Here is a 25573-nt window from a genome sequence, read left to right as displayed (position 1 = left end):
CGATTACTCCTCAACCTGGACGAGGTACTGAACCTTGTTGATCAGGCCGCGCACCTGCGGGCTGTCCTTCAGTTCACGCACATCGTTGAGCTTGTTCAGGCCCAGGGCACGCACCGACAGGCGGTGACGCGACTGGGTGCCACGCAGGCCACGCACCAGGCGGACCTTCACAGTCTTGTTGGACTCATTAGCCATGGTTGAGTTCCTCCACCTTCTTGCCACGCTTGGCCGCGATGCGGGCCGGCGACTGCGCAGCAGTCAGGCCCTTCACGGTGGCGCGCACCAGATTGATCGGGTTGCGCGAACCGGTGGCCTTGGCCAGCACGTTCTTCACGCCAACGGCTTCCAGCACGGCGCGCATCGCACCGCCGGCGATGACGCCAGTACCTTCCGAAGCCGGCTGCATGAACACGCGGGCTGCGCCGTGACCATCCTTGATGGTGTGCCACAGGGTGCCGTTGTTCAGGTCAACGCTGACCAGGTTCTTGCGGGCCTGTTCCATCGACTTCTGGATGGCGACCGGCACTTCGCGGGCCTTGCCATAACCGAAACCGACCTTGCCTTCGCCGTCGCCGACCACGGTCAGGGCGGTGAAGGTGAACTGGCGGCCACCCTTGACGGTCTTGCTGACGCGGTTGACCGCGACCAGCTTTTCGATCATGCCGTCGTCGATCTTCTCTTCGCGGTTACGGTCGCGATCGCGACCCCGCTGCTGACGCTCTTCTGCCATGTTGATTCCTTGGTTGTTTGGGTATGTACGGCTCGAGGCCGCTTATGGTTGTGGAGTGACGCGTTGTTCCGGTGGACCGCTGCAGAAGAGCGGCGCCGTCCAGCCTCACTCAGGCTGGCGAGCAGGCAGGCAGGAGGCCATCGGCCCCCTGCCCTTGTCCCTTAGAACTGCAGGCCGGCTTCGCGGGCGGCTTCTGCCAAGGCCTTGATGCGACCGTGGTAGCGGTAGCCCGAACGATCGAAGGCAACCTTCTCGATGCCGGCGGCCTTGGCGCGCTCGGCAACGATGCGGCCGACCTTGGCAGCGGCATCGGCGTTCTTGCCGTTCTTCAGGCCTTCCTTGACGTCGGTCTGGGTGGTGTTGGCGGCAGCCAGCACCTTCGAACCGTCAGCGGTGAAGACCTGGGCGTACAGGTGCTGGCCGGTGCGCAGCACCGACAGGCGGGCGACGCCGAGCTCACGGATGTGGGCGCGGGTCGACTTGGCGCGACGCAGGCGGGCGATGTTCTTGTTCATGATGTTTTTTCCTTGAAAGCGGAAGCGCCTAATTAGGCCTTCTTGGCTTCCTTACGGATGATGACTTCGTCGGAGTACTTCACGCCCTTGCCCTTGTACGGCTCCGGCTTGCGGAACGCACGGATCTTGGCGGCGACTTCACCGACGACCTGCTTGTCAGCGCCCTGGACCAGGATCTCGGTCTGGGTCGGGGTGGAAATGGTGATGCCTTCCGGCGCCACGAACACGACCGGATGCGAGAAACCGAGCGACAGGCTCAGATCCTTGCCCTGCATGGCAGCACGGTAACCCACGCCGACCAGCTCCAGCTTGCGCTCGAAGCCTTCGGACACGCCCTTGACCATGTTGGCCAGGATCGCGCGCACGGTACCGGTCAGCGCGACCAGGTCGGCGCTCTCGGTGCTCAGGGTGGCAACGCCGCTGTCGACGTTGATGGCAATACCGGCCGGCTTGACCAGCGACAGGGTGCCCTTCGGGCCCTTGACGGTGACACTTTCCGACTGGACGTTCAGTTCGACCTTACCCAGGGTGACGGGCTTCTTGGCTACGCGGGACATAGTTCTACTCCTTTCGCCTTAGGCCACGAAGCACAGGACTTCGCCGCCGACGCCCAGCTGGCGCGCCTGCGCATCAGTCATGATGCCCTTGGAGGTGGAAATGATGGAGATGCCCAGGCCATTCATGACCTTCGGCAGCTCGCTCTTGCCGCGGTACTGGCGCAGGCCCGAACGCGAGAAGCGCTTCAGGGTCGCGATGACCGGCTTGCCTTCGAAATACTTCAGCACGATTTCCAGCTCGGCCTTGTTGTTTTCCAGCTGGGTCACGCGCAGGTCGGTGATGTAACCCTCGTCCTTCAGGACCTGGGCGATCGCAACCTTGATCTTGGACGACGGGGCTTTCACCGTCTGCTTGCCAACCGCAGCCGCATTCTTGATGCGGACCAGCAGGTCGGCGATGGGATCAGTCATGCTCATATGAGTACCTTTGAGTGCACCGATATCCGCTTTCGCGAAAATCTGTTGTCTCCTGGAAACGGGCCAGGTCCCTTGATGCAGCGGGCCGGGGCCCACTCCTACAACCCCGTTTGCGCAGGGCAAGACGCGGGAGTATACGCCAAAAGAGCCCGACTTGCGCCGGGCTCTTCGGGTTTTTTCGCAGAAAGGAAGCTGAACGCCTCCCTCCCCCGGTTCAGAAGCCCCCGAGGGGGCTCCTGATCGCAGGGCCGGCTGGGATTACCAGCTGGCCTTGCGCAGGCCCGGGACGTCGCCACGCATGGTGGCTTCGCGCAGCTTGTTGCGGCCGAGGCCGAACTTGCTGTACACGCCACGCGGACGACCCGACAGCTCGCAACGGTTGCGCTGGCGGCTCGGCGACGAATCGCGCGGCAGCTTGGCCAGCTTGGTTGCGGCGTCGATTTTCTCTTCGTAGGTCGCGTCCACGGAGGACACGATCTTCTTCAGAGCCGCACGCTTCTCAGCGTACTTCTTGGCCAGCTTTTCCCGCTTGATGTCGCGGTTGACCATGGAGGTCTTTGCCATTTCGGTTTCCTCGACAGATCAGTTACGGAACGGGAACTTGAACGCTGCCAGCAGCGCCTTCGCTTCCGCGTCGGTCTTCGCAGTGGTGGTGATGGCGATATCCATACCGCGGATCGCGTCGACGGCGTCGAAGTCGATTTCCGGGAAGATGATCTGTTCCTTCACACCCATGTTGAAGTTGCCGCGGCCGTCGAAGGAACGACCGGAAACACCACGGAAGTCGCGCACGCGCGGCAGCGAGATGTTGATCAGGCGGTCCAGGAACTCGTACATCTTGTGGCGACGCAGCGTGGTCTTGCAGCCGATCGGCCAACCATCACGGATCTTGAACGACGCAACCGAGATACGCGACTTGGTGACAACCGGCTTCTGGCCGGAAATCTTGGTCATGTCCGCGACGGCGTTTTCCAGGATCTTCTTGTTGGTGGCAGCCTCGCCGACACCCATGTTCAGGGTGACCTTGACGAGCTTCGGTACTTCCATCGGATTGGTGTAGCCGAACTGCTTCATCAGCGCCGGCACCACTTCTTCCTTGTAGATCTTTTCGAGACGGGAAGTCATCTTCACATTCCTCAGGCGTCGAGCGCCTCACCGCTGGAGCGGAACACACGCAGTTTGCGTCCATCCTCCAGCACCTTGAAGCCAACGCGTTCGCCCTTGCCCGAAGCCGGGTTCAGCACGTTCACGTTGGAGATATGGATCGAAGCTTCGCGCTCGACCACGCCGCCGGCAACACCTGCCTGCGGGTTCGGCTTGGTGTGGCGCTTGACGATGTTCACGTTGGCGACGACCACGCGGTCGCCGTCGACGCGGACGACTTCGCCCTGCTTGCCCTTGTCCTTGCCAGCGTTGACGACAACCTGGTCGCCCTTCTTGATACGGTTAGCCATGATTATCTCCTGTCGCTCACAGCACTTCGGGAGCGAGCGAGACGATCTTCATGAACTTCTCCGAACGAAGTTCACGGGTCACCGGCCCGAAGATACGGGTACCGATCGGCTCCTGCTTGTTGTTCAGCAGGACGGCAGCGTTGCCGTCGAAGCGGATCAGCGAACCGTCGGCGCGACGCACACCCTTGCGGGTACGCACCACGACGGCGTCATACACTTCACCCTTCTTGACCTTGCCGCGCGGAATCGCATCCTTCACGGTGACCTTGATGATGTCGCCGATACCGGCGTAACGGCGCTTGGAACCACCCAGCACCTTGAAGCACATCACCTGCTTGGCACCCGAATTGTCCGCGACGTCAAGGTAGCTCTGCATCTGGATCATGATTCAGACTCCTTATTCAGCCGCACGCGTGATGACTTCCACCACGCGCCAGTTCTTGGTCTTGGACATCGGAGCAATCTCGGTCACGCGGACGACGTCGCCTTCCTTGCAGGCGTTGTCGGCATCGTGGGCGTGCAGCTTGGTCGAGCGCTTGATGTACTTGCCGTACAGCGCGTGCTTGACCTGACGCTCAACCAGGACGGTAACCGTCTTGTCCATCTTGTTGCTGACGACACGGCCTTCGACCGTGCGCAGCGTCTTCTTTTCAGTATTGTCGCTCATAGCGGCCATCCTTACTTCGTGCTGCCGAGCAGGGTCTTGACGCGAGCAATCTCGCGACGGACCCGGCGAATGTCGTGGGTCTTCGGCAGCTGGCCGGTGACCTGCTGCATACGGACAGAGAACTGTTCCTTACGCAGGTCGATCAGGTGGGCCTTGAGTTCGTCAGCCGACTTTTCACGGAGAGTTTTGATATCCATCAGCGCACCGTACGGGTCACGAAAGTGGTGGTGACCGAGAGCTTGGCGGCGGCCAGGCGGAACGCCTCGCGAGCCACTTCCTCGGAAACACCCTCGATTTCATAGATCATGCGGCCGGGCTGGATCTGGGCCACCCAGTATTCCACGTTACCCTTACCCGAACCCATTCGGACTTCGATGGGCTTCTTGGTGATGGGCTTGTCGGGGAACACGCGGATCCACATCTTGCCGCCGCGCTTGACGTAGCGGCTGATCGAGCGGCGGGCCGCTTCGATCTGGCGCGCGGTCAGCTGACCGTGTGCGGTTGCCTTCAGGCCGTATTCGCCGAAGCTGACAGCGTTGGCGCTCCAGCTCAGGCCATCGTTACGGCCCTTGTGTACCTTGCGGTACTTGGTTCGCTTGGGTTGCAACATTGTCGTTACCTCGCTTCACGGGCCGGGCGCTGACGGTCACCGCGGTCGCCGCGATCGTGACGATCGTTGCGCGACGGGGTGTCGTCCTGCTTTTCCTGGCCAACCTGGGAGAAATCGAAGACCTCGCCCTTGTAGATCCAGACCTTGATGCCGATGATGCCGTAGGTCGTCTTGGCTTCAGCGAAGCCATAGTCGATGTCGGCACGCAGGGTGTGCAGCGGCACGCGGCCCTCGCGGTACCACTCCGAACGGGCGATTTCTGCACCGTTGAGGCGGCCACCGACGTTGACCTTGATGCCCAGGGCACCCAGGCGCATCGCGTTGCCGACCGAGCGCTTCATTGCACGGCGGAACATGATGCGACGCTCCAGCTGCTGGGCGATCGACTCGGCAACGAGCTGCGCGTCCAGTTCCGGCTTGCGCACTTCGGTGACGTTGATGTGCGCCGGGACGCCCATCATCTCGCTCACTTCCTTGCGCAGCTTCTCGATGTCCTCACCGCGCTTGCCGATCACCACGCCCGGACGGGCGGTGTGGATCGTCACGCGAGCGGTCTTGGCCGGACGCTCGATCAGGATCTTGCTGATGCCGGCCTGAGCCAGCTTCTTGCGCAGCATGTCGCGCACTTTCAGGTCGGCTGCCAGGTAACCGGCGAACTCGGCCTTGTTGGCGTACCACTTGGAGTTCCAGTCCTTGGAAATGCCGAGGCGGATACCAATCGGATGAACTTTATGACCCATGGTCTTTTCCTTATCCGCTTACTTGGCGGCGCCCACAACCACAGTGATGTGGCTGGTGCGCTTGAGGATGCGGGTACCGCGGCCTTTCGCCCGCGCCATGAAACGCTTCAGGGTCGGACCTTCATCAACCATGATGGTCTGAACCTTCAGCTCGTCGACGTCGGCGCCCTGGTTGTTCTCGGCGTTGGCAATTGCCGACTCCACCACCTTCTTGATCAGGTGGGCAGCCTTCTTGTCCGAGAACTTCAGCAGGTTGACCGCACGTTCGGCCGGCAGACCGCGCACCTGGTCAGCGACCAGACGAGCCTTCTGCGGGGAGATGCGCGCAGTGCGCAGGATGGCTTTCGCTTCCATTGTCATCTCTCCTTACTTGCCCGACTTCTTGTCACCACCGTGACCCTTGAAGGTCCGGGTGATGGCAAATTCGCCGAGCTTGTGGCCGACCATGTTCTCGTTGACGAGAACCGGGATGTGGTTCTTGCCGTTATGCACGGCAATGGTGATGCCTACCATGTCAGGCAGGATCATCGAACGGCGCGACCAGGTCTTGATCGGCTTCTTGCTGCCCGCAGCGGCCTCCACCTTCTTGACGAGGTGGTGATCGACGAACGGGCCCTTCTTGAGTGAACGTGCCATGGTCGATTAGCCCCTACGATCGCGGACGATGAACTGCTGAGTGCGCTTGTTATGGCGCGTCTTGTAACCCTTGGTCGGGACACCCCACGGGGTGACCGGATGCGGGTTACCCTGGCCGGCCTTGGCCTCACCACCACCGTGCGGGTGGTCAACCGGGTTCATGGCAGCACCACGAACGGTCGGGCGGACGCCGCGCCAACGCTTGGCACCGGCCTTGCCCAGCTTTTCCAGGCTGTGCTCGTCGTTGCCGACTTCGCCGATGGTGGCGCAGCACTCGACCGGAACCTTGCGCATTTCACCCGAGCGCAGGCGCAGGGTGGCATAGATGCCCTCACGAGCCACCAGCTGCACGGCCGCACCAGCGGCGCGAGCGATCTGAGCGCCCTTGCCCGGCTTCAGCTCGATGCAGTGGATGGTGGTACCGACCGGGATGTTGCGCAGCGGCAGGGTGTTGCCGGCCTTGATCGGGGCGTCCGAACCAGCGATCACCTGATCACCAGCCTTCAGGCCCTTCGGGGCGATGATGTAGCGACGCTCACCGTCGACGTAGCACAGCAGAGCGATGTGGGCGGTGCGGTTCGGATCGTATTCGATGCGTTCCACGCGCGCCGGGATGCCCAGCTTGTTGCGCTTGAAGTCGATGATGCGGTAGTGCTGCTTGGCACCACCACCGACGTGACGCACGGTGATGCGACCGTGGTGGTTACGACCACCCGAGCGGCTCTGCGACTCGACCAGCGCGGCGTGCGGAGCACCCTTGTGCAGGTCGGGGGTGACCACGCGCACGGCCGAACGGCGGCCGGGGGAGGTGGGCTTGAATTTCATCAATGGCATGGGATGTACCTCAGGCCTTGGCCGTTACATCGATCGACTGGCCGTCGGCCAGGCGAACGTACGCCTTGCGCCAATCGCCGCGGCGGCCAGCACGGTTACGGAAGGACTTGTTCTTGCCCTTGACGTTGACCACGTTGACGGCTTCGACCTTGACGTCGAACAGCTGCTCAACCGCGGCCTTTACATCGGCCTTGGTGGCTTCGTTCGAAACTTCGAAGACATACTGATTGGAGAGTTCCTGCAGGCGCGCGGTCTTTTCCGAGACACGCGGGGCACGCAGCACGCTGAAGATTTTTTCGTTGCTGTTCATGCCAGCCACTCCTCGACCTTCTTGACCGCGTCAGCGGTGATGACGACCGTGTCGGCACCCACCAGCGAGACCGGGTCCAGACCCTGCACATCACGCACCTGCACGTACGGCAGATTGCGGGCGGACAGGTACAGGTGCTCGGACGCTTCCTCGGTGACGATCAGCGGGCGCTTGCCCACTTCCAGGCCGGCCAGCTTGGCGATCAGACCCTTCGTGCTGGTGGCTTCGACGTCGAAGGCCTCCACGATGGTCAGACGGCCCTGACGGTTCAGCTCGGACAGGATCGCGCACATGGCGGCACGGTACTGCTTGCGATTGACCTTCTGCTCGAAGCTGCGCGGCTTGGCCGCGAAGGTGACACCGCCGCCGACGAAGATCGGAGCCGTCAGTGCGCCATGACGCGCGCCGCCGCCCTTCTGCTTCTTCGACTTCTTGGTGGTACCAGCCACTTCGGAGCGAGTCTTCTGTGCCTTGGTGCCGGCGCGACCGGCGTTGCGGTAAGCAACGACGACCTGGTGGACCAGATCTTCGCTGAAATCGCGACCGAACACGGCTTCGGAGACCGAGACCTTGTTGTTGCTACCCGTGATAACGAGTTCCATCGTCATCTCTCCTTATGCCTTGCTCGCCGGACGGACGATCACATCGCCACCCGCCGCGCCCGGAACGGCGCCGCGAACCGCGATCAGACCGCGCTCGACGTCGACCTTGACCACTTCCAGGTTCTGGGTGCTCTGCTGCACCGCGCCCATGTGGCCCGACATCTTCTTGCCCGGGAAAACGCGACCCGGGGTCTGGCGCTGACCCAGCGAACCCGGCGCGCGATGCGACAGCGAGTTACCGTGGGTTGCATCGCCCATACGGAAGTTGTGGCGCTTGATGGTGCCCTGGAAGCCCTTACCCTTGGTGACACCCTGGACGTCGACGATCTGGCCGACTTCGAAGATGTCCGCCTTGACTTCGCCGCCAACGGCGAAATCGCCGAGCTGCGCGTCTTCAACGCGGAATTCCCACAGGCCGCGACCCGCTTCCACCTTCGCCTTGGCGAAGTGGCCGGCTTCCGGCTTGTTGACCAGGGCAGCGCGACGCGCGCCGACGGTCACCTGCACGGCGCTGTAGCCGTCGGTTTCGACGGTCTTGATCTGCGCGATGCGGTTCGGGGTTGCTTCGATCAGGGTCACCGGGATGGAGCGGCCATCTTCAGTGAACACGCGGCTCATGCCGGCCTTGCGGCCCACGAAGCCCAACGAATACTTCTTCGTCATGGTCGTAGTCCTCAGGTCAGCTTGATCTGAACGTCGACGCCGGCAGCCAGTTCGAGCTTCATCAGCGCGTCCACGGTCTTGTCATTCGGGTCAACGATATCGAGCACGCGCTTGTGCGTGCGGGTCTCGTACTGGTCACGCGCGTCCTTGTCGACGTGCGGGGAAACGAGAACGGTGTAACGCTCGATCTTGGTCGGCAGCGGGATCGGGCCACGCACTTGCGCGCCGGTCCGCTTTGCCGTTTCAACGATCTCGCTGGCCGAACGGTCGATCAGACGATGATCGAACGCTTTCAGCCGGATCCGGATCTTTTGGTCCGCCATGGCGGTAGGTTCCTTCGTTAAAAGAGCGACAGACAAAGCCTCTGGGTTGCTTTGTCCCATGAAATTCCTGAATACGGACGGCCCGCAGTCCTGCAGGCCGCCAAGGTCAATCCATGGACCTCAAAAACGTAGGCAGACCAGTCACCCGGCCTGCCCAGACGTAGAAGCATAATGGCACGCAAGGCAGCTGTCAACAGTCGCCTGTTGACGCCGCCTGAATGGCATTGACCCTTCCTGGTCCGGGGAACACAAGGCACATCCTGTGCCTGCTTTCCCATTTGATACGCCCCGATGCCCTACCCAGGCAACATCGGGGCGCTGATACTACCAGATTACTCGATGATCTTCGAGACCACGCCGGCGCCGACGGTACGGCCGCCTTCGCGGATGGCGAAGCGCAGACCTTCGTCCATGGCCACCGGGTTGATCAGGGTGACTTCCATCTTGACGTTGTCACCCGGCATCACCATTTCGACGCCTTCCGGCAGCTTGGCGGCGCCGGTGATGTCGGTGGTGCGGAAGTAGAACTGCGGACGGTAGCCGTTGAAGAACGGGGTGTGGCGGCCGCCCTCGTCCTTCGACAGCACGTACACTTCGCCTTCGAACTTGGTGTGCGGCTTGATCGTGCCCGGCTTGGCCAGCACCTGGCCACGCTCGACGTCGTCACGCTTGGTGCCGCGCAGCAGCAGGCCAGCGTTGTCGCCTGCCTGACCCTGGTCCAGCAGCTTGCGGAACATTTCAACGCCGGTCACGGTGGTCTTCTGCACCGGACGGATGCCGACGATTTCGATTTCGTCGCCAACCTTGATCACGCCGCGCTCGATACGACCGGTCACCACGGTGCCGCGGCCCGAGATCGAGAACACGTCTTCCACCGGCATCAGGAACGGCTTGTCGATCGCACGCTCCGGCTCCGGAATCCAGCTGTCCAGCGCGTCGACCAGCTTCAGGATGGCCGGCACGCCGATGTCGCTCTGGTCGCCTTCCAGCGCCAGACGGGCCGAACCGGCGATGATCGGGGTGTCGTCGCCCGGGAACTCGTACTTGCTCAGCAGCTCGCGCACTTCCATCTCGACCAGCTCGAGCAGCTCGGCGTCGTCCACCATGTCGGCCTTGTTCAGGAACACGACGATGTACGGCACGCCGACCTGGCGCGACAGCAGGATGTGCTCACGGGTCTGCGGCATCGGGCCGTCAGCGGCCGAGCACACCAGGATCGCGCCGTCCATCTGGGCGGCACCGGTGATCATGTTCTTGACGTAGTCAGCGTGGCCCGGGCAGTCAACGTGGGCGTAGTGACGGGTCGGGGATTCGTATTCGACGTGCGCGGTCGAGATCGTGATGCCACGCGCCTTTTCTTCCGGCGCGGCGTCGATCGAGGAGTAGTCCTTGAACTCGCCACCGAAGCGCTCGGCACCGATCTTGGTCAGTGCGGCGGTCAGCGTGGTCTTGCCGTGGTCGACGTGACCGATGGTGCCGACGTTGACGTGCGGCTTGGTGCGTTCGAACTTACCCTTTGCCATTGTTCTATACCTTGATTGTTCGTAAGTGGTTTCAAGAGAGGCTGAGCGAGGCTCAGCCCTTCTTCATGACGGCTTCGGCGATGTTGGTCGGAGCCGGCTCGTAGTGATCGAATTCCATGGTGAAAGTGGCGCGGCCCTGGGTCTGCGAACGCAGTGCAGTGGCGTAGCCGAACATTTCACCCAGCGGGATCATCGCGTTGATGATGCTGGCCGAACCGTCACCGGTGGTGTCGGAACCCTGCAGCACGCCGCGACGACGGCTGACGTCGCCCATCACGTCACCCTGGTAATCCTCCGGGGTCACGATCTCGACCTTCATGATCGGCTCCAGCAGCACCGGCTTGGCCTTGGCGAAGCCCTGCTTGAAGGCCATCGACGAAGCCAGCTTGAACGCCATTTCCGAGGAGTCGACGTCGTGGTACGAACCGAACACCAGCTTCACCTTGACGTCCACGACCGGGAAGCCAGCCAGCGGGCCGCTGGTGATGGTTTCGCGCAGCCCCTTCTCGACCGACGGGATGAATTCCTTCGGGATCACGCCGCCGGTGATGTCGTTGATGAACAGGAAGTCGTCCTTGATCATCGGAGCGATCTTCGGATCGGCACGGTCGGCAGCAGTGATCGGCGACAGTTCGATCACGACGTGACCGTACTGACCCTTACCACCGGACTGCTTGGCGTGCTTGTAGTCCGACTTGACGTCGGCCAGGGTGATGGTTTCGCGGTAGGCCACCTGCGGCGCACCGACGTTGGCTTCAACGTTGAACTCGCGCTTCAGGCGGTCAACGATGATGTCCAGGTGCAGCTCGCCCATGCCCGAGATGATGGTCTGGCCGGATTCTTCGTCGGTCTTGACGCGGAACGACGGATCTTCCTGCGCCAGGCGGCCCAGGGCCAGGCCCATCTTTTCCTGGTCCGACTTGGTCTTCGGCTCGACGGCCATCGAGATCACCGGCTCCGGGAACGTCATGCGCTCCAGGATGATCGGGGCGTCCACGGCGCACAGGGTGTCACCGGTGGTGGTGTCCTTCAGACCCACGGCAGCGGCGATGTCACCAGCCAGAACTTCCTTGATTTCCTCGCGGTTGTTCGAGTGCATCTGCAGGATGCGGCCGATGCGCTCCTTCTTGCCCTTCACCGAGTTCAGCACGGTGTCGCCACCGTTCAGGGTGCCCGAGTAGACACGGAAGAAGGTCAGCGCGCCGACGAACGGGTCGGTGATGATCTTGAAGGCCAGCGACGAGAACGGAGCCTTGTCGTCCGACTTGCGGGTCATTTCGACGGTGTCGTCGTCAACGTCCACGCCCTTCACGTCCGGCACGTCGACCGGCGACGGCAGCAGCTGGATCACGCCGTCCAGCATGGCCTGCACGCCCTTGTTCTTGAAGGCCGAGCCGCAGTACATCGGCACGATTTCGGTGGCCAGGGTGCGGGTACGCAGCGCGTTGATGATTTCAGCCTCGGCCAGCTCTTCGCCGCCCAGGTACTTTTCCATCAGCTCTTCGCTGGCTTCGGCAGCGGTCTCGACCATGAACTGGCGAGCTTCTTCCGCTGGGCCCTGCAGTTCGGCCGGGATGTCGCTGTATTCGAACTTCATGCCCTGCGAAGCTTCATCCCAGTGGATGGCCTTCATCTTCAGCAGGTCGACGACGCCCTTGAAGTTGTCTTCAGCGCCGATCGGCAGCTGCATCGGCACGGCAACCGCACCCAGCTTGGCCTTCAGCTGGCCGACGACCTTCTGGAAGTTGGCACCGGTGCGGTCCATCTTGTTGACGAACGCGATGCGCGGCACGTGGTACTTGTTGGCCTGGCGCCACACGGTTTCCGACTGCGGCTGCACGCCACCGACGGCGCACAGGACGAAGACGGCACCGTCGAGCACGCGCAGCGAACGCTCCACTTCGATGGTGAAGTCGACGTGCCCGGGGGTGTCGATGATGTTGAAGCGGTGCTCCGGCAGGGACTTGTCCATGCCCTTCCAGAACGCGGTGGTGGCAGCGGACTGGATCGTGATGCCACGCTCCTGCTCCTGCTCCATCCAGTCCATGGTGGCGGCGCCGTCGTGCACTTCACCGATCTTGTGGCTCTTGCCGGTGTAGAACAGGATGCGCTCGGACGTGGTGGTCTTGCCGGCATCGATGTGAGCCATGATGCCGAAGTTACGGTAACGCTCGATGGGAGTGGAACGGGCCACGGGAGCCTCTCAGATTTCTTGGATTTCGGATGGCCGAACGCCGCCTTTCGGCGGCCTTCGGATTGGCGCAGTCCTTCTGGGACCGCGAGGCAGCACGCACCGAAGTGGTGCTGCCCTGCCTGTTTTACAAGGCCGTCAAACTCACCAGCGGTAGTGGGCGAATGCCTTGTTGGCTTCGGCCATGCGGTGGGTTTCTTCGCGCTTCTTGATGGCGCCGCCGCGGTTTTCCGAGGCGTCGATCAGTTCAGCAGCCAGCTTCTTCGGCATGGTGTTCTCACCACGCTTGCGCGCGGAGTCGATCAACCAGCGCATGGCCAGGGCCATCTTGCGCGACGAACGCACTTCGACCGGCACCTGGTAGGTGGCACCACCGACGCGGCGCGACTTGACTTCGACCGCCGGAGCGACGTTGTCCAGAGCCTTCTGCACCAGTTCAATGGCGTTGGCGCTGCTGTTCTTCTCGGTGATCACGTCCATGGCGCCGTACACGATCTTTTCGGCGACGGACTTCTTGCCGCTCTGCATGACCATGTTGATGAAACGGGCGATGGTTTCGCTTCCGTGCTTCGGATCGGGCAGGACGGAACGCTGCGGAGTATTACCCTTACGCGACATAGTGCTCTCTCCTTATGCCTTCGGACGCTTGGCGCCGTACTTGGAACGGGCCTGGCGACGCTTGGCAACGCCGGCGGCGTCGAGCGAGCCACGAACGGTGTGGTAACGCACACCCGGCAGGTCCTTGACGCGACCGCCGCGGATCAGGACCACGGAGTGCTCCTGCAGGTTGTGGCCTTCACCACCGATGTAGGAAATCACTTCTTCCTGGTTGGTCAGGCGGACCTTGGCAACCTTGCGCAGAGCCGAGTTCGGCTTCTTCGGAGTGGTGGTGTAGACACGGGTGCAGACGCCACGGCGCTGCGGGCACTTGTCGAGCGCCGGCGAGGCACTCTTGTAGGTGGTCGCTTGCCGCGGCTTGCGGACCAGCTGGTTGATCGTCGCCATCAGTAGGTTCTTCTGATTGGTGGCCGGAAAATCCGGCCAGAGATGCGGAAATGTTAAAGCAGGCCGAAATTTTGGCCTGCTGAGACAGACGATTGTAGCAACCTGCAAGGAAAGCAGTCAAACGCCTCCTGTCAAGCCCGTCCCTGATCCCGGGACGTTACTGGGGGGCCTCCATGTACCCCGTTCAGGTTGGCTGGGTCGATCGCGGACGATCTCCCCTGCCCTTTCCCAATCCCATCGATGGACCGACGGGGTGGTCCGGCCTTGCGGCCGGACCGGATACCTCATTCTTCGCCCGAGGCCTGTTCAGCTTCGGCTTCAACCACCGGGGACTCGACCGCAGCCGGGGTGCCGGCCAGGGTCTGCATTTCCGAGTCGGTGAGACCGGAAGCGCCGCGACGGCGGCTGCTGTGGTAGGACAGGCCGGTACCGGCCGGAATCAGGCGGCCGACGATGACGTTTTCCTTCAGGCCACGCAGGTTGTCCTTGGTACCGCGGACGGCAGCCTCGGTCAGCACTCGGGTGGTCTCCTGGAAGGAGGCCGCCGAGATGAACGATTCGGTCGCCAGCGAGGCCTTGGTGATACCCAGCAGAACCGGATCGAAGCGCGCCGGCAGTTCGTTGCGGGTCGACAGGCGCGCATTCTCCTCGATAACGCGCTGGCGCTCCACCTGTTCGCCGTTCAGGAACTTGCTGCTGCCCTGGTCGGTGATCTCGACCTTGCGCAGCATCTGGCGGGTGATCACCTCGATGTGCTTGTCGTTGATCTTCACGCCCTGCAGGCGGTACACGTCCTGGATTTCCTTGACCAGGTAGGCAGCCAGCGGCTCGACACCCAGCAGGCGCAGGATGTCCTGCGGGCTCGGCTCGCCGTCCACGATGGTTTCACCCTTGGTGACATGCTCGCCTTCGAACACGATGACCTGGCGGTACTTCGGGATCAGCTCTTCGTGCTCCGAACCATCAGTGTCCTTGATGATCAGGCGCTGCTTGCCCTTGGTGTCCTTGCCGAAGCTGATGATGCCCGAACGCTCGGCCAGCACCGCCGGATCCTTCGGCTTGCGCGCTTCGAACAGGTCGGCCACGCGCGGCAGACCACCGGTGATGTCGCGGGTCTTCGACGCTTCCTGCGGGATCTTGGCGACGACGTCGCCCACGCCCACCGGGGCGCCGTCCTGCAGGTTGACGATCGAACGCGGCGGCAGCAGGTACTGCGCCGGCAGGTCGGTGCCCGGGATCGACAGGTCGTTGCCCTTGGCGTCGACGATGCGCACGATCGGGCGCAGGTCCTTGGCCTGGGTACCACGACGCTTCGGATCGGTGATTTCGCGCGAGGCCAGGCCGGTCAGCTCGTCGGTCTTCTCGATGACGGTGACGCCGTCGACGAAGTCGATGAAGCGGATGAAGCCGGCCACTTCCGACACGATCGGGTGGTTATGCGGATCCCAGTTGGCCACGGTCTGGCCAGCCTTGATCGCATCACCGTCCTTGGACGTGATGGTCGCACCGTACGGCAGCTTGTAACGCTCACGCTCACGGCCGTGCGCATCGAGCACCGAGATTTCGCCCGAGCGCGACACCGCCACCAGCGAGCCGTTGGCGTGCTCCACGGACTTGAGGTTGCTGAACTTGACCGAGCCGGTGGTCTTGACGGTGATGTTGTCGACCGCAGCAGCTCGCGACGCCGCACCACCGATGTGGAACGTACGCATGGTCAGCTGGGTACCCGGCTCACCGATGGACTGGGCGGCGATGACGCCGACCGCTTCACCGATGTTGACCAGGTGGCCACGCGCCAGGTCGCGGCCGTAGCAGCGCGAGCAGACACCGAAGGCCGATTCACAGGAGATGGTCGAGCGGACCTTGATGGTCTGCACGCCGGCATCTTCCAGCTTGGCAACCCAGGCTTCGTCCAGCAGGGTGTTGCGGGTGACGATCGGATCTTCGTCGTTGCCCGGCAGGAACACGTCCTCGGCAACCACGCGGCCCAGCACGCGATCCTTCAGCGGCTCGACCACGTCGCCGCCTTCCACGATCGGGGTCATGATCAGGCCTTCGGTGGTACCGCAATCCACTTCGGTGATCACCACGTCCTGCGCCACGTCGACCAGGCGACGGGTCAGGTAACCCGAGTTCGCGGTCTTCAGCGCGGTATCGGCCAGACCCTTACGGGCACCGTGGGTGGAGTTGAAGTACTCCTGCACGTTCAGGCCTTCGCGGAAGTTCGCCTTGATGGGCGTCTCGATGATCGAGCCGTCCGGGCGGGCCATCAGGCCACGCATGCCGGCCAGCTGACGGATCTGCGCCTGCGAACCACGCGCACCGGAGTCGGCCATGATGTACAGCGAGTTCATCGACTTCTGGTCGATGGTCTCGCCCTTGGCATTGACGACCTTCTCGGTACCGATGGTGTCCATCATCGCCTTGGCGATGCGCTCGTTGGTGCGCGACCAGATGTCGACCACCTTGTTGTAGCGCTCGCCGGCGGTGACCAGGCCCGACTGGTACTGCTCCTGGATTTCCAGCACTTCGGCTTCGGCCTCGGTGAGGATGCCCTTCTTCTCGTCCGGGATCAGCATGTCGTCGATGCCGATCGAGACGCCGGCGCGGGTCGCATAGGCGAAGCCGGTGTACATCAGCTTGTCGGCGAACACGACCGTGTCCTTCAGGCCGAGCTGGCGGTAGCTGGAGTTGATCAGGCGGCTGATGTTCTTCTTGGTCAGCTCGACATTGGCCAGCGCGAACGGCAGGCCTTCCGGCAGGATTTCAGCCAGCAGGGCGCGACCGATCGTGGTGTCCACGATCGAGGTCTTGTTCTGCTTGTTGCCGTCTTCGTCGGTCACCACCTCGGTGATGCGGACCTTGACCTTGGCGTGCAGTTCCACCACGCGGTTGTCGTAGGCGCGCTTGACTTCGGCGATGTTGGCGAAGGCCATGCCCTCGCCCTTCTTGTTCTCCAGCGAGCGGGTCATGTAGTACAGACCCAGCACGACGTCCTGCGACGGCACGATGATCGGCTCGCCGTTGGCCGGCGACAGGATGTTGTTGGTCGACATCATCAGCGCACGCGCTTCCAGCTGGGCTTCCAGCGAGAGCGGCACGTGGACGGCCATCTGGTCACCGTCGAAGTCGGCGTTGAACGCGGTGCAGACCAGCGGGTGCAGCTGGATGGCCTTGCCCTCGATCAGTACCGGCTCGAACGCCTGGATGCCCAGGCGGTGCAGGGTCGGCGCACGGTTCAGCATCACCGGATGCTCGCGGATGACCTCTTCCAGGATGTCCCAGACTTCGGCTTCTTCGCGCTCGACCAGCTTCTTGGCAGCCTTGATGGTGGTGGCCAGGCCACGACGCTGCAGCTTGGCGAAGACGAACGGCTTGAACAGCTCAAGCGCCATCTTCTTCGGCAGGCCGCACTGGTGCAGGCGCAGGTACGGGCCGACCACGATGACCGAACGGCCCGAGTAGTCGACGCGCTTGCCGAGCAGGTTCTGGCGGAAGCGGCCCTGCTTGCCCTTGATCATGTCGGCCAGCGACTTCAGCGGGCGCTTGTTGGTGCCGGTGATGGCACGACCGCGGCGGCCGTTGTCCAGCAGTGCATCGACCGATTCCTGCAGCATGCGCTTTTCATTGCGCACGATGATGTCCGGCGCGCTCAGTTCGAGCAGGCGGCGCAGGCGGTTGTTGCGGTTGATGACGCGGCGGTACAGGTCGTTCAGGTCGGAGGTCGCGAAGCGGCCGCCATCCAGCGGGACCAGCGGACGCAGGTCCGGCGGCAGCACCGGCAGCACGGTCATGACCATCCATTCCGGACGGTTGCCCGATTCCAGGAAGGCTTCGATCAGCTTGATGCGCTTGGTGAGGCGCTTGAGCTTGGTTTCCGAACCGGTAGCGGCGATTTCCTCGCGCAGGCGGGTCATCTCGGACTGCAGGTCGATCGTGCGCAGCAGTTCGTAGACGGCCTCGGCGCCCATGGCGGCGTCGAAGTCGTCACCGTGTTCCTGGCGCGCCTGCAGGTACTGTTCCTCGGTCAGCAGCTGGCGGCGCTCCAGGGCGGTCAGGCCCGGCTCGGTCACCACGTACGCTTCGAAGTACAGCACGCGCTCGATGTCGCGCAGGGTCATGTCCAGCATCAGGCCGATGCGCGACGGCAGCGACTTGAGGAACCAGATGTGCGCGACCGGCGAGGCCAGGTCGATGTGGCCCATGCGCTCGCGGCGCACCTTGGCCAGGGTCACTTCGGTACCGCACTTTTCGCAGACCACGCCGCGGTGCTTCATGCGCTTGTACTTGCCGCACAGGCACTCGTAGTCCTTCACCGGGCCGAAGATGGCGGCGCAGAACAGGCCGTCGCGTTCCGGCTTGAAGGTACGGTAGTTGATGGTTTCCGGCTTCTTCACTTCGCCGAAGGACCACGAACGGATCAGGTCCGGCGAGGCCAGCGCGATCTTGATCGCGTCGAAGTCCAGCGTCTGGCGCTGCTGGTTGAAGAGGTTGAGCAGGTCTTTCATGGTGTTCTCCAGAAGGAGGAATGCTGTGTCGATGGGCTTTCAGTTCACTGCCAGCGGCGCGGCGGCGGACCGCCGCGCCGGCATGGATCAGTTGTCTTCCAGTTCCATGTTGATGGCCAGCGAGCGGATTTCCTTCACGAGCACGTTGAAGGATTCCGGCATGCCCGCGACCATCTCGTGCTCGCCGTCGACGATGTTCTTGTACATCTGGTTGCGGCCCTGCACGTCATCGGACTTCACCGTCAGCATTTCCTGCAGGGTGTAGGCCGCGCCGTAGGCTTCCAGCGCCCAGACTTCCATTTCACCGAAGCGCTGGCCGCCGAACTGCGCCTTGCCGCCCAGCGGCTGCTGGGTGACGAGCGAGTACGGACCGGTCGAACGGGCGTGCATCTTGTCGTCGACCAGGTGGTTCAGCTTCAGGTAGTGCATGTAACCGACGGTGGTATGGCGGTCGAAGGCTTCACCGGTGCGGCCGTCGTACAGCTGGGTCTGGCCACTGCTCGGCAGGTCGGCCAGTTCCAGCATGCGCTTGATTTCCGCTTCGGTGGCGCCGTCGAACACCGGGGTGGCCATCGGCACGCCGTCGGTCAGGTTGCGGGCCAGGCGCAGCAGCTCCTCGTCGCTGAACTGCGACAGGTCGACACGGTTGGCCACGTTGGTGTCGTCGTGGTTGTAGATGTCGTCCAGGAACTTGCGCAGGTCGGCGACCGCCGCCTGGGCTTCCAGCATCGCCTGGATCTTGCGACCCAGACCCTTGGCGGCCCAGCCCAGGTGCACTTCCAGGATCTGGCCGATGTTCATACGCGACGGCACGCCCAGCGGGTTCAGCACGATGTCCACGGTCTCGCCCGAGGCCATGTACGGCATGTCCTCGACCGGCACCACGTTGGACACCACACCCTTGTTGCCGTGGCGGCCTGCCATCTTGTCACCCGGCTGGATGCGGCGCTTCACCGCCAGGAACACCTTGACCATCTTCAGCACGCCCGGGGCGAGGTCGTCGCCCGCGGTGATCTTGCCGCGCTTGTCGGCGAAGCGACGCTCGAATTCCTTCTCGTGCGCCTGGATCTGCTTCTGGGCGCGCTCGATGGCTTCCGAGGCGTCCTCGTCCTTCATGCGCAGGGCGAACCAGTCAGACTTCTTCAGGCCGTCGAGGAAGGCGTCGGTGATCACGTCACCCTTCTTCAGGCCAGCACCACCATTGACCACCTTGCCCACGATCTGCGAACGCAGACGCATGTAGATGGCCGCTTCCAGGATGCGGAACTGGTCATCGAAGTCCTTCTTGACGCGCTTGATTTCGGACTCTTCGATCTGGCGCGCGCGCTTGTCCTTCTCGATGCCGTCGCGGGTGAAGACCTGCACGTCGATGACGGTGCCGTCCATGCCCGGCGGAACGCGCAGCGAGCTGTCCTTAACGTCCGAAGCCTTCTCGCCGAAGATCGCGCGCAGCAGCTTCTCTTCCGGGGTCAGCTGGCTTTCGCCCTTCGGGGTGACCTTGCCGACCAGGATGTCGCCAGCGCGCACTTCTGCACCGATGTACACCACGCCGCTCTCGTCCAGGCGGTTCAGCGCCTGCTCGGAGACGTTCGGGATGTCGGCGGAGATTTCCTCCGGCCCCAGCTTGGTGTCACGCGCGACGCAGGTCAGCTCTTCGATGTGGATCGTGGTGTAGCGATCCTCTTCCACCACGCGCTCGGAGAGCAGGATGGAGTCTTCGAAGTTGTAGCCGTTCCACGGCATGAACGCGATCAGCATGTTCTGGCCCAGGGCCAGCTCGCCGATGTCGGTGGACGGACCGTCGGCCAGCACGTCGCCGCGGGCGATGACGTCACCCACCTGGACCAGCGGACGCTGGTTGATGCAGGTGTTCTGGTTCGACCGGGTGTACTTGACCAGGTTGTAGATGTCCACGCCGGCGTCGGTGGCGCCAACGATCTCTTCCTCGTTGACCTTGACCACGATGCGGGCCGCGTCGATCTGCACGATCTCACCACCACGACGGGCGTTCACGGTCACACCCGAGTCACGCGCCACGGCGCGCTCGATGCCGGTGCCGACCAGCGGCTTCTGCGAACGCAGGGTCGGCACGGCCTGACGCTGCATGTTGGCGCCCATCAGTGCGCGGTTCGCGTCATCGTGCTCCAGGAACGGAACCAGCGCGGCCGCGATAGAGACGGTCTGCATCGGCGAAACGTCCATGAAGTGGACTTCCGCCGGCGGCTTCAGCAGCGATTCGCCCTGGAAGCGGCACGGAACGAACTGCTCGGCCAGGGTGCCCTTGGCGTCGGTCAGCGCGTTGGCCTGCGCAATGACGTACTCGTTCTCTTCAATGGCCGACAGGAACTCGACTTCGTCATAGACCTTGCCGTCCACGACCTTGCGGTACGGGGTCTCGAGGAAACCGTACTTGTTGGTGCGGGCGTACACGGCCAGCGAGTTGATCAGGCCGATGTTCGGGCCTTCCGGGGTTTCGATGGTGCAGACGCGGCCGTAATGGGTCGGGTGCACGTCGCGCACTTCGAAGCCGGCGCGCTCACGGGTCAGGCCGCCCGGGCCCAGGGCCGAGACGCGACGCTTGTGGGTCACTTCCGACAGCGGGTTGTTCTGGTCCATGAACTGCGACAGCTGCGAGGAGCCGAAGAACTCCTTGATGGCAGCGGCGACCGGCTTGGCGTTGATCAGTTCCTGCGGGGTCAGGCCTTCCGACTCGGCCATCGACAGGCGCTCCTTAACCGCACGCTCGACGCGGACCAGGCCGACGCGGAACACGTTCTCGGCCATTTCGCCGACCGAACGCACGCGACGGTTGCCCAGGTGATCGATGTCGTCGACCACGCCGCGACCGTTGCGGATCTCGGTCAGGACCTTGATCACGTCCAGGATGTCGGAGCTTTCGCCGTGGGCAGCGACCAGGCGCTTGGACTCTTCGTCGTTGCGCTCGCCGAAGTACTTGCTGTCGTACAGCACGGCTTCGCCGGTGGTTTCCTTGCGGCCCACGCGACGGTTGAACTTCATGCGGCCGACCGCGGACAGGTCGTAGCGCTCGAAGGTGAAGAACAGGTTGTGGAACAGGTTCTGCGCGGCATCCTTGGTCGGCGGCTCGCCCGGACGCATCATGCGGTAGATCTCGACCAGGGCTTCCAGCTGGGTCTTGGTCGGGTCGATACGCAGGGTGTTGGACAGGTACGGGCCACGATCCAGGTCGTTCACCCACAGGGTGCCCACGGCATCCACACCGGCCTTGCGGAAGGCCTGCAGCTGCTCGTCCGTGATCTCGTCGTTGGCCTGGGCCAGCAGTTCGCCGGTCGAGGCATCGACCACGTCGTGCGACAGGATGCGGCCGACGATGTAGTCGTCCGGCACGGCCAGGGCGGCAATGCCCGAGGCTTCCAGCTGCTTGATGTGACGCGCGGTGATGCGCTTGCCGGCTTCCACGATGACCTTGTCGCCGTCGGCGAGGTCGAAGCCCAGGGTCTCGCCACGCAGGCGCTCCGGCACCAGCTCCAGCTGGACGCCTTCATCCGGGTTGATGTGGAAGGTGTTGATCTCGAAGAACTCGGCCAGCATCTCTTCGTTGCTGTAGCCGAGCGCGCGCAGCAGGATCGACACCGGCAGCTTGCGGCGGCGGTCGATACGGGTGAACAGCGCGTCCTTCGGGTCGAACTCGAAGTCCAGCCAGGAGCCGCGGTAGGGAATGATGCGGGCGCTGTACAGCAGCTTGCCCGAGCTGTGGGTCTTGCCACGGTCGTGGTCGAAGAACACGCCCGGCGAGCGGTGCAGCTGGGAGACGATGACGCGCTCGGTGCCGTTGACGATGAAGGTGCCGTTCTCGGTCATCAGCGGGATTTCGCCCAGATAGACCTCCTGCTCCTTCACGTACTTGATGGCCTTGGTCGACGACTCACGGTCGTAGATCACCAGGCGCACGGTCACGCGCAGCGGGGCGCCGTAGCTCATGCCGCGCTGGCGGCACTCACGCTCGTCGAAGACCGGTTCGCCCAGCTTGTAGCCGACGTATTCCAGGGCAGCGTTGCCGCTGTAGCTGGCGATCGGGAAGACCGACTTCAGCGCAGCGTGCAGGCCGTGGTCCGTGCGCTTGGCCGGATCGACGTTTTCCTGCAGGAATTCACGATAGGAATCCACCTGGATGGCGAGCAGGAACGGCACTTCGAGAATCGAGCGCTGCTTGCCGAAATCCTTGCGGATACGCTTTTTTTCGGTGAACGAATAGGACGTCATGAGGTCTTCCACCTTGTTGTGCGGATCGTGCGCCCACGATCCGAAGGGAACTTGAAATTGTCAGTTGGAAGTCGCTGGTATTGCCGGCACCAGCACGCCTTCTCCCGCTACTTCCAACTGCCAACTCGTCTGCTACCACTCCCCCGCTGCCGCGCTCGGCGCTGGCCTGCCGGGGTTTGACTGCAGCCCGTGTTGGGCTTTTTCCTGCTTTTTTTTCACATCCACGCATGGCGCGGATCTACAACACCGCAACAACGACCAAAGGCCGGGGGCTTACGCCCCCAGCCTTGGCTGCATCGCCGCGAATCGGTGACGATGCAAGGTAACTGCTTACTTGACTTCGACAGTCGCGCCAGCAGCTTCCAGGTCCTTCTTCATCTTCTCGGCTTCTTCCTTCGAAGCGTTGTCCTTCAGGACGCCGCCGGCTTCGGCCAGGTCCTTCGCTTCCTTCAGGCCCAGGCCGGTGATGGCGCGGACGGCCTTGATGACTTCGACCTTCTTCTCGCCGGCAGTCTTCAGGGTGACGACGAATTCGGTCTGCTCTTCAACAGCAGCAGCCGGGCCAGCGGCAGCAGCCACGGCAACCGGAGCAGCGGCGGAGACGCCGAACTTCTCTTCGATGGCCTTGACCAGCTCCATCACTTCCATCAGGGACTTCTCGGCGATGGCGTCGACGATCTGTTCGTTGGTAAGGGACATGATTAATACCTTTGGATGATTTTCTGGATTGAGGTTCCGTCAGGAACCACGGCAAGTCGAAACTCAGGCGGTCTCGGCGGCCGGCTCGGCAGCGTCAGCGGCGACATCGCCACCCCCCTGCTTCTCGCCAACGGCCTTGATGGCGCGGGCAAACATCGTGACCGGCTCGGTCAGGACGCGGGCCAGCATGGCCAGGGCCTGGTCGCGGGTCGGCAGCGATGCCAGCACGTCGACGTGGCTCGCCGGGAACACTTCACCACCGATGGCGACGACCTTAGCCTTCAGCTTGTCGTTGCCCTTGGCGGCTTCCTTGATCAGGCGACCGGCAGCGCCGGGCTCCTCGAGCGAGAACGCGTACAGCAGCGGACCAACCATCTGGTCCTGGGCGACTGCGAACTCGGTGCCTTCAACGGCGCGCGAAGCCAGGGTGTTCTTGACAACCTTCAAGAAAACACCGGTTTCACGAGCCTGCTTGCGCATCGCGGTCATCTGGGCGACCGTGGTGCCAGCGTATTCGGCTGCGATCAAGGAGTGGGCCTTGGCGGCGACGTCTGCCAGCTCGGCGACTACTTCTTGCTTCTGGGACAGATTGAGAGCCATTGCACTCCTCCTATTGAACTCCGCTTACGGCTCCTGCCGTGTGCGGTCCTGTGCGGCATCCATCCTGGACGCCGGGAACATCGGGATGATGTTCCGGGGGTGGGCCGTTCTAGACCTGGAGTGGGCCAACCTGGGAAACCCAGACGTGCGTGAACCAGAAAAACTCCAGAAGGGCACCATCTACGCAGGGTGATTCCGGGGAATCGATTAAGCGCTCCTGACTGCTCCGGCGGCGACTCCTTGCCAGATCGAGCTTCCATGCCCGTCGCCGGTATTGCCACGACCGCGCCTGCGGTCTTTGACGGCTACCGCGGGCGATGCACTGCCAGCGATGCCTTCAAATGTCACGGTCACGGCACCCGGGGCACCGTGACCGCTTGAAACAATTACTTCAGGGTCAGCGACGACTGGTCGACGGTGACGCCCGGGCCCATCGTCGAGCTGACCGAAACCTTCTGCAGGTAGGTGCCCTTCGAGGTGGCCGGCTTGGCCTTGATCAGGTCCAGCAGCAGCGCGGTCAGGTTCGACTTCAGCGCGTCTTCGGCGAAGTCGGCCTTGCCGATGGTGCAGTGGATGATGCCGGCCTTGTCGGTGCGGTAACGGACCTGACCCGACTTGGCGTTCTTCACGGCTTCACCCGGGTTCGGGGAAACGGTGCCGACCTTCGGGTTCGGCATCAGGCCGCGCGGGCCCAGCACGGTGCCCAGCTTACCGACGACGCGCATGGCGTCCGGGGTCGCGATGACGACATCGTAGTTCAGATCGCCGGCCTGCATCTTCTCGGCCAGGTCATCCATACCGACGGCGTCGGCGCCAGCAGCCAGGGCTTCGTCAGCCTTGGCACCGGCCGGAGCGAACACGGCGACGCGGACCGACTTGCCGGTACCGGCCGGCAGCACGGTGGAGCCACGGACCTGCTGGTCGGACTTCTTCGCATCGACGCCCAGGCGCACGGCGACGTCGATCGACTCGACGAACTTGGCCTTGGTGGCGGTCTTCAGGATGTTGATCGCGTCCTCGAAGGCGTATGCCTTGCCCGGAACGACGGCGGCCTTGATGGCCTTCTCACGCTTGGTCTGTGCCATCTTATTAACCCTCCACCACGAGGCCCATGGAACGGGCAGAGCCAGCGATGGTACGCACGGCGGCGTCCAGGTCGGCGGCAGTCAGATCCGGTTCCTTCGCCTTGGCGATCTCTTCCAGCTGCTTACGGGTGACCTTGCCGACCTTCTCGGTGTTCGGGCGCTTGGAGCCCGACGAGATGCCAGCGGCCTTCTTCAGCAGGGTGGTAGCCGGGGTGCTCTTGGTGATGAAGGTGAACGTACGGTCCGAGTAGGCCGTGATGATCACCGGAACCGGCAGACCCGGCTCGAGCTTCTGCGTGGCAGCGTTGAACGCCTTGCAGAATTCCATGATGTTCAGGCCACGCTGACCCAGCGCAGGACCGACCGGCGGCGAGGGGTTGGCCTGACCGGCCTTCACCTGCAGCTTGATGTAACCGACAACTTTCTTTGCCATGTGAGTGCTCTCCGGGTGCTAGCGCCTTTCGACAACAGGCTCCCCATCGGACCGGGAATCACGCGTCCCGGCATCGCGTTTTGAAATCATGCTGAAGGCCACCTTGCGGCGGCCTCGTCCTGCTGGCTTTCCCAGCGGGGAGCCGCGCACTATAACAGGTTTTTTCTTCACATGCCTGAAGCGGCAGGTAAACGAACGGAACCGGGCCAGGCCCGGTTCCCTTTGGAGA

General features: G+C 63.1%; 30 protein-coding genes. All 30 read right to left on the bottom strand.

All coding sequences use genetic code 11. From position 1 onward, the window contains the following. Nucleotides 1-3: 3 nt before the first annotated feature. The 30 genes from rpmD to rplK all read right to left on the bottom strand — a co-directional run bounded on the left by rpmD (nucleotide 4) and on the right by rplK (nucleotide 25344). Entirely contained in the window at nucleotides 4-195 is a 192-nt protein-coding gene (gene rpmD / locus DL544_RS03955) for a 50S ribosomal protein L30 (protein WP_005408214.1), read from the bottom strand. Beyond that, nucleotides 188-730: a 30S ribosomal protein S5 gene (rpsE, locus tag DL544_RS03950; RefSeq protein ID WP_005415419.1), complete on the bottom strand. Its 543-nt coding sequence runs from the start codon at nucleotides 728-730 to the stop codon at nucleotides 188-190. The genes rpmD and rpsE overlap by 8 nt, the downstream gene beginning before the upstream one ends. A gap of 161 nt (nucleotides 731-891) precedes the next feature. Next, a complete protein-coding gene (gene rplR, locus DL544_RS03945) occupies nucleotides 892-1245 on the bottom strand; it encodes a 50S ribosomal protein L18 (RefSeq protein ID WP_004154495.1) in 354 nt (117 codons plus the stop codon). Between the two features lie 32 nt (nucleotides 1246-1277). Further along, on the bottom strand, nucleotides 1278-1802 hold the full coding sequence (gene rplF, locus DL544_RS03940) for a 50S ribosomal protein L6 (RefSeq protein ID WP_005415418.1): 525 nt from the start codon (nucleotides 1800-1802) through the stop codon (nucleotides 1278-1280). An 18-nt stretch (nucleotides 1803-1820) separates the two neighbouring features. Then, nucleotides 1821-2219 (bottom strand): 30S ribosomal protein S8, encoded by a 399-nt coding sequence (gene rpsH / locus DL544_RS03935; RefSeq protein ID WP_005415417.1) that lies wholly within the window; start codon nucleotides 2217-2219, stop codon nucleotides 1821-1823. Between the two features lie 258 nt (nucleotides 2220-2477). Continuing rightward, nucleotides 2478-2783 (bottom strand): 30S ribosomal protein S14, encoded by a 306-nt coding sequence (rpsN, locus tag DL544_RS03930; RefSeq protein WP_005408209.1) that lies wholly within the window; start codon nucleotides 2781-2783, stop codon nucleotides 2478-2480. A gap of 18 nt (nucleotides 2784-2801) precedes the next feature. Continuing rightward, nucleotides 2802-3344 carry a 50S ribosomal protein L5 gene (gene rplE / locus DL544_RS03925; protein ID WP_005415416.1) on the bottom strand — a complete coding sequence of 181 codons (543 nt, stop codon included), beginning with the start codon at nucleotides 3342-3344 and terminating at the stop codon, nucleotides 2802-2804. 11 nt (nucleotides 3345-3355) lie between these two features. After that, the gene (gene rplX, locus DL544_RS03920) at nucleotides 3356-3673 is read right to left on the bottom strand and encodes a 50S ribosomal protein L24 (protein WP_004154490.1); all 318 of its coding nucleotides are present in this window, start codon (nucleotides 3671-3673) and stop codon (nucleotides 3356-3358) included. A 16-nt stretch (nucleotides 3674-3689) separates the two neighbouring features. Next, on the bottom strand, nucleotides 3690-4058 hold the full coding sequence (gene rplN, locus DL544_RS03915) for a 50S ribosomal protein L14 (RefSeq protein ID WP_010483978.1): 369 nt from the start codon (nucleotides 4056-4058) through the stop codon (nucleotides 3690-3692). 12 nt (nucleotides 4059-4070) lie between these two features. Continuing rightward, a complete protein-coding gene (gene rpsQ, locus DL544_RS03910) occupies nucleotides 4071-4340 on the bottom strand; it encodes a 30S ribosomal protein S17 (RefSeq protein WP_004154489.1) in 270 nt (89 codons plus the stop codon). 11 nt (nucleotides 4341-4351) lie between these two features. Beyond that, nucleotides 4352-4537 carry a 50S ribosomal protein L29 gene (gene rpmC / locus DL544_RS03905; protein WP_004154487.1) on the bottom strand — a complete coding sequence of 62 codons (186 nt, stop codon included), beginning with the start codon at nucleotides 4535-4537 and terminating at the stop codon, nucleotides 4352-4354. Continuing rightward, nucleotides 4537-4950: a 50S ribosomal protein L16 gene (gene rplP / locus DL544_RS03900; RefSeq protein ID WP_004154486.1), complete on the bottom strand. Its 414-nt coding sequence runs from the start codon at nucleotides 4948-4950 to the stop codon at nucleotides 4537-4539. The genes rpmC and rplP overlap by 1 nt, the downstream gene beginning before the upstream one ends. A 5-nt stretch (nucleotides 4951-4955) precedes the next feature. Then, on the bottom strand, nucleotides 4956-5690 hold the full coding sequence (gene rpsC / locus DL544_RS03895; protein ID WP_005415414.1) for a 30S ribosomal protein S3: 735 nt from the start codon (nucleotides 5688-5690) through the stop codon (nucleotides 4956-4958). 18 nt (nucleotides 5691-5708) lie between these two features. Then, nucleotides 5709-6044 (bottom strand): 50S ribosomal protein L22, encoded by a 336-nt coding sequence (rplV, locus tag DL544_RS03890; RefSeq protein WP_004145348.1) that lies wholly within the window; start codon nucleotides 6042-6044, stop codon nucleotides 5709-5711. A gap of 12 nt (nucleotides 6045-6056) precedes the next feature. After that, nucleotides 6057-6326: a 30S ribosomal protein S19 gene (rpsS, locus tag DL544_RS03885; RefSeq protein WP_005415413.1), complete on the bottom strand. Its 270-nt coding sequence runs from the start codon at nucleotides 6324-6326 to the stop codon at nucleotides 6057-6059. A 6-nt stretch (nucleotides 6327-6332) separates the two neighbouring features. After that, nucleotides 6333-7160: a 50S ribosomal protein L2 gene (gene rplB, locus DL544_RS03880; protein WP_004145339.1), complete on the bottom strand. Its 828-nt coding sequence runs from the start codon at nucleotides 7158-7160 to the stop codon at nucleotides 6333-6335. Nucleotides 7161-7170: 10 nt separating this feature from the next. Then, nucleotides 7171-7470, bottom strand: coding sequence for a 50S ribosomal protein L23 (rplW, locus tag DL544_RS03875; protein ID WP_004145338.1), 300 nt, complete (start codon nucleotides 7468-7470; stop codon nucleotides 7171-7173). Beyond that, entirely contained in the window at nucleotides 7467-8072 is a 606-nt protein-coding gene (rplD, locus tag DL544_RS03870) for a 50S ribosomal protein L4 (protein ID WP_005415412.1), read from the bottom strand. Before rplD ends, rplW begins: the two co-directional genes overlap by 4 nt. A gap of 12 nt (nucleotides 8073-8084) precedes the next feature. Further along, nucleotides 8085-8735 carry a 50S ribosomal protein L3 gene (gene rplC / locus DL544_RS03865; RefSeq protein ID WP_004145336.1) on the bottom strand — a complete coding sequence of 217 codons (651 nt, stop codon included), beginning with the start codon at nucleotides 8733-8735 and terminating at the stop codon, nucleotides 8085-8087. Nucleotides 8736-8746: 11 nt separating this feature from the next. Next, nucleotides 8747-9058: a 30S ribosomal protein S10 gene (rpsJ, locus tag DL544_RS03860; RefSeq protein WP_005408208.1), complete on the bottom strand. Its 312-nt coding sequence runs from the start codon at nucleotides 9056-9058 to the stop codon at nucleotides 8747-8749. 332 nt (nucleotides 9059-9390) lie between these two features. Next, nucleotides 9391-10581, bottom strand: coding sequence for an elongation factor Tu (gene tuf, locus DL544_RS03855; RefSeq protein WP_065178958.1), 1191 nt, complete (start codon nucleotides 10579-10581; stop codon nucleotides 9391-9393). 52 nt (nucleotides 10582-10633) lie between these two features. After that, complete coding sequence (fusA, locus tag DL544_RS03850; protein WP_049414677.1) at nucleotides 10634-12775, bottom strand: elongation factor G; 2142 nt, start codon at nucleotides 12773-12775, stop codon at nucleotides 10634-10636. Between the two features lie 141 nt (nucleotides 12776-12916). Next, on the bottom strand, nucleotides 12917-13390 hold the full coding sequence (gene rpsG, locus DL544_RS03845; RefSeq protein WP_004145321.1) for a 30S ribosomal protein S7: 474 nt from the start codon (nucleotides 13388-13390) through the stop codon (nucleotides 12917-12919). Nucleotides 13391-13402: 12 nt separating this feature from the next. Then, a complete protein-coding gene (gene rpsL, locus DL544_RS03840) occupies nucleotides 13403-13777 on the bottom strand; it encodes a 30S ribosomal protein S12 (RefSeq protein WP_004145320.1) in 375 nt (124 codons plus the stop codon). Between the two features lie 284 nt (nucleotides 13778-14061). After that, on the bottom strand, nucleotides 14062-18285 hold the full coding sequence (gene rpoC, locus DL544_RS03835) for a DNA-directed RNA polymerase subunit beta' (RefSeq protein WP_061480645.1): 4224 nt from the start codon (nucleotides 18283-18285) through the stop codon (nucleotides 14062-14064). Between the two features lie 87 nt (nucleotides 18286-18372). Then, entirely contained in the window at nucleotides 18373-22527 is a 4155-nt protein-coding gene (gene rpoB, locus DL544_RS03830) for a DNA-directed RNA polymerase subunit beta (protein ID WP_139726762.1), read from the bottom strand. Nucleotides 22528-22857: 330 nt separating this feature from the next. Next, entirely contained in the window at nucleotides 22858-23226 is a 369-nt protein-coding gene (gene rplL / locus DL544_RS03825; protein WP_005415408.1) for a 50S ribosomal protein L7/L12, read from the bottom strand. A gap of 63 nt (nucleotides 23227-23289) precedes the next feature. Continuing rightward, nucleotides 23290-23826, bottom strand: coding sequence for a 50S ribosomal protein L10 (gene rplJ, locus DL544_RS03820; RefSeq protein ID WP_005408203.1), 537 nt, complete (start codon nucleotides 23824-23826; stop codon nucleotides 23290-23292). Nucleotides 23827-24212: 386 nt separating this feature from the next. Further along, on the bottom strand, nucleotides 24213-24911 hold the full coding sequence (rplA, locus tag DL544_RS03810) for a 50S ribosomal protein L1 (RefSeq protein ID WP_005415407.1): 699 nt from the start codon (nucleotides 24909-24911) through the stop codon (nucleotides 24213-24215). Nucleotides 24912-24915: 4 nt separating this feature from the next. Further along, entirely contained in the window at nucleotides 24916-25344 is a 429-nt protein-coding gene (gene rplK, locus DL544_RS03805; RefSeq protein WP_004145248.1) for a 50S ribosomal protein L11, read from the bottom strand. Between the last annotated feature and the right edge of the window lie 229 nt (nucleotides 25345-25573).

The organism is Stenotrophomonas sp. pho (assembly GCF_006228405.1).
Taxonomy (GTDB): domain Bacteria; phylum Pseudomonadota; class Gammaproteobacteria; order Xanthomonadales; family Xanthomonadaceae; genus Stenotrophomonas; species Stenotrophomonas sepilia.
This window is presented reverse-complemented; position numbering and strand designations above follow the sequence as displayed.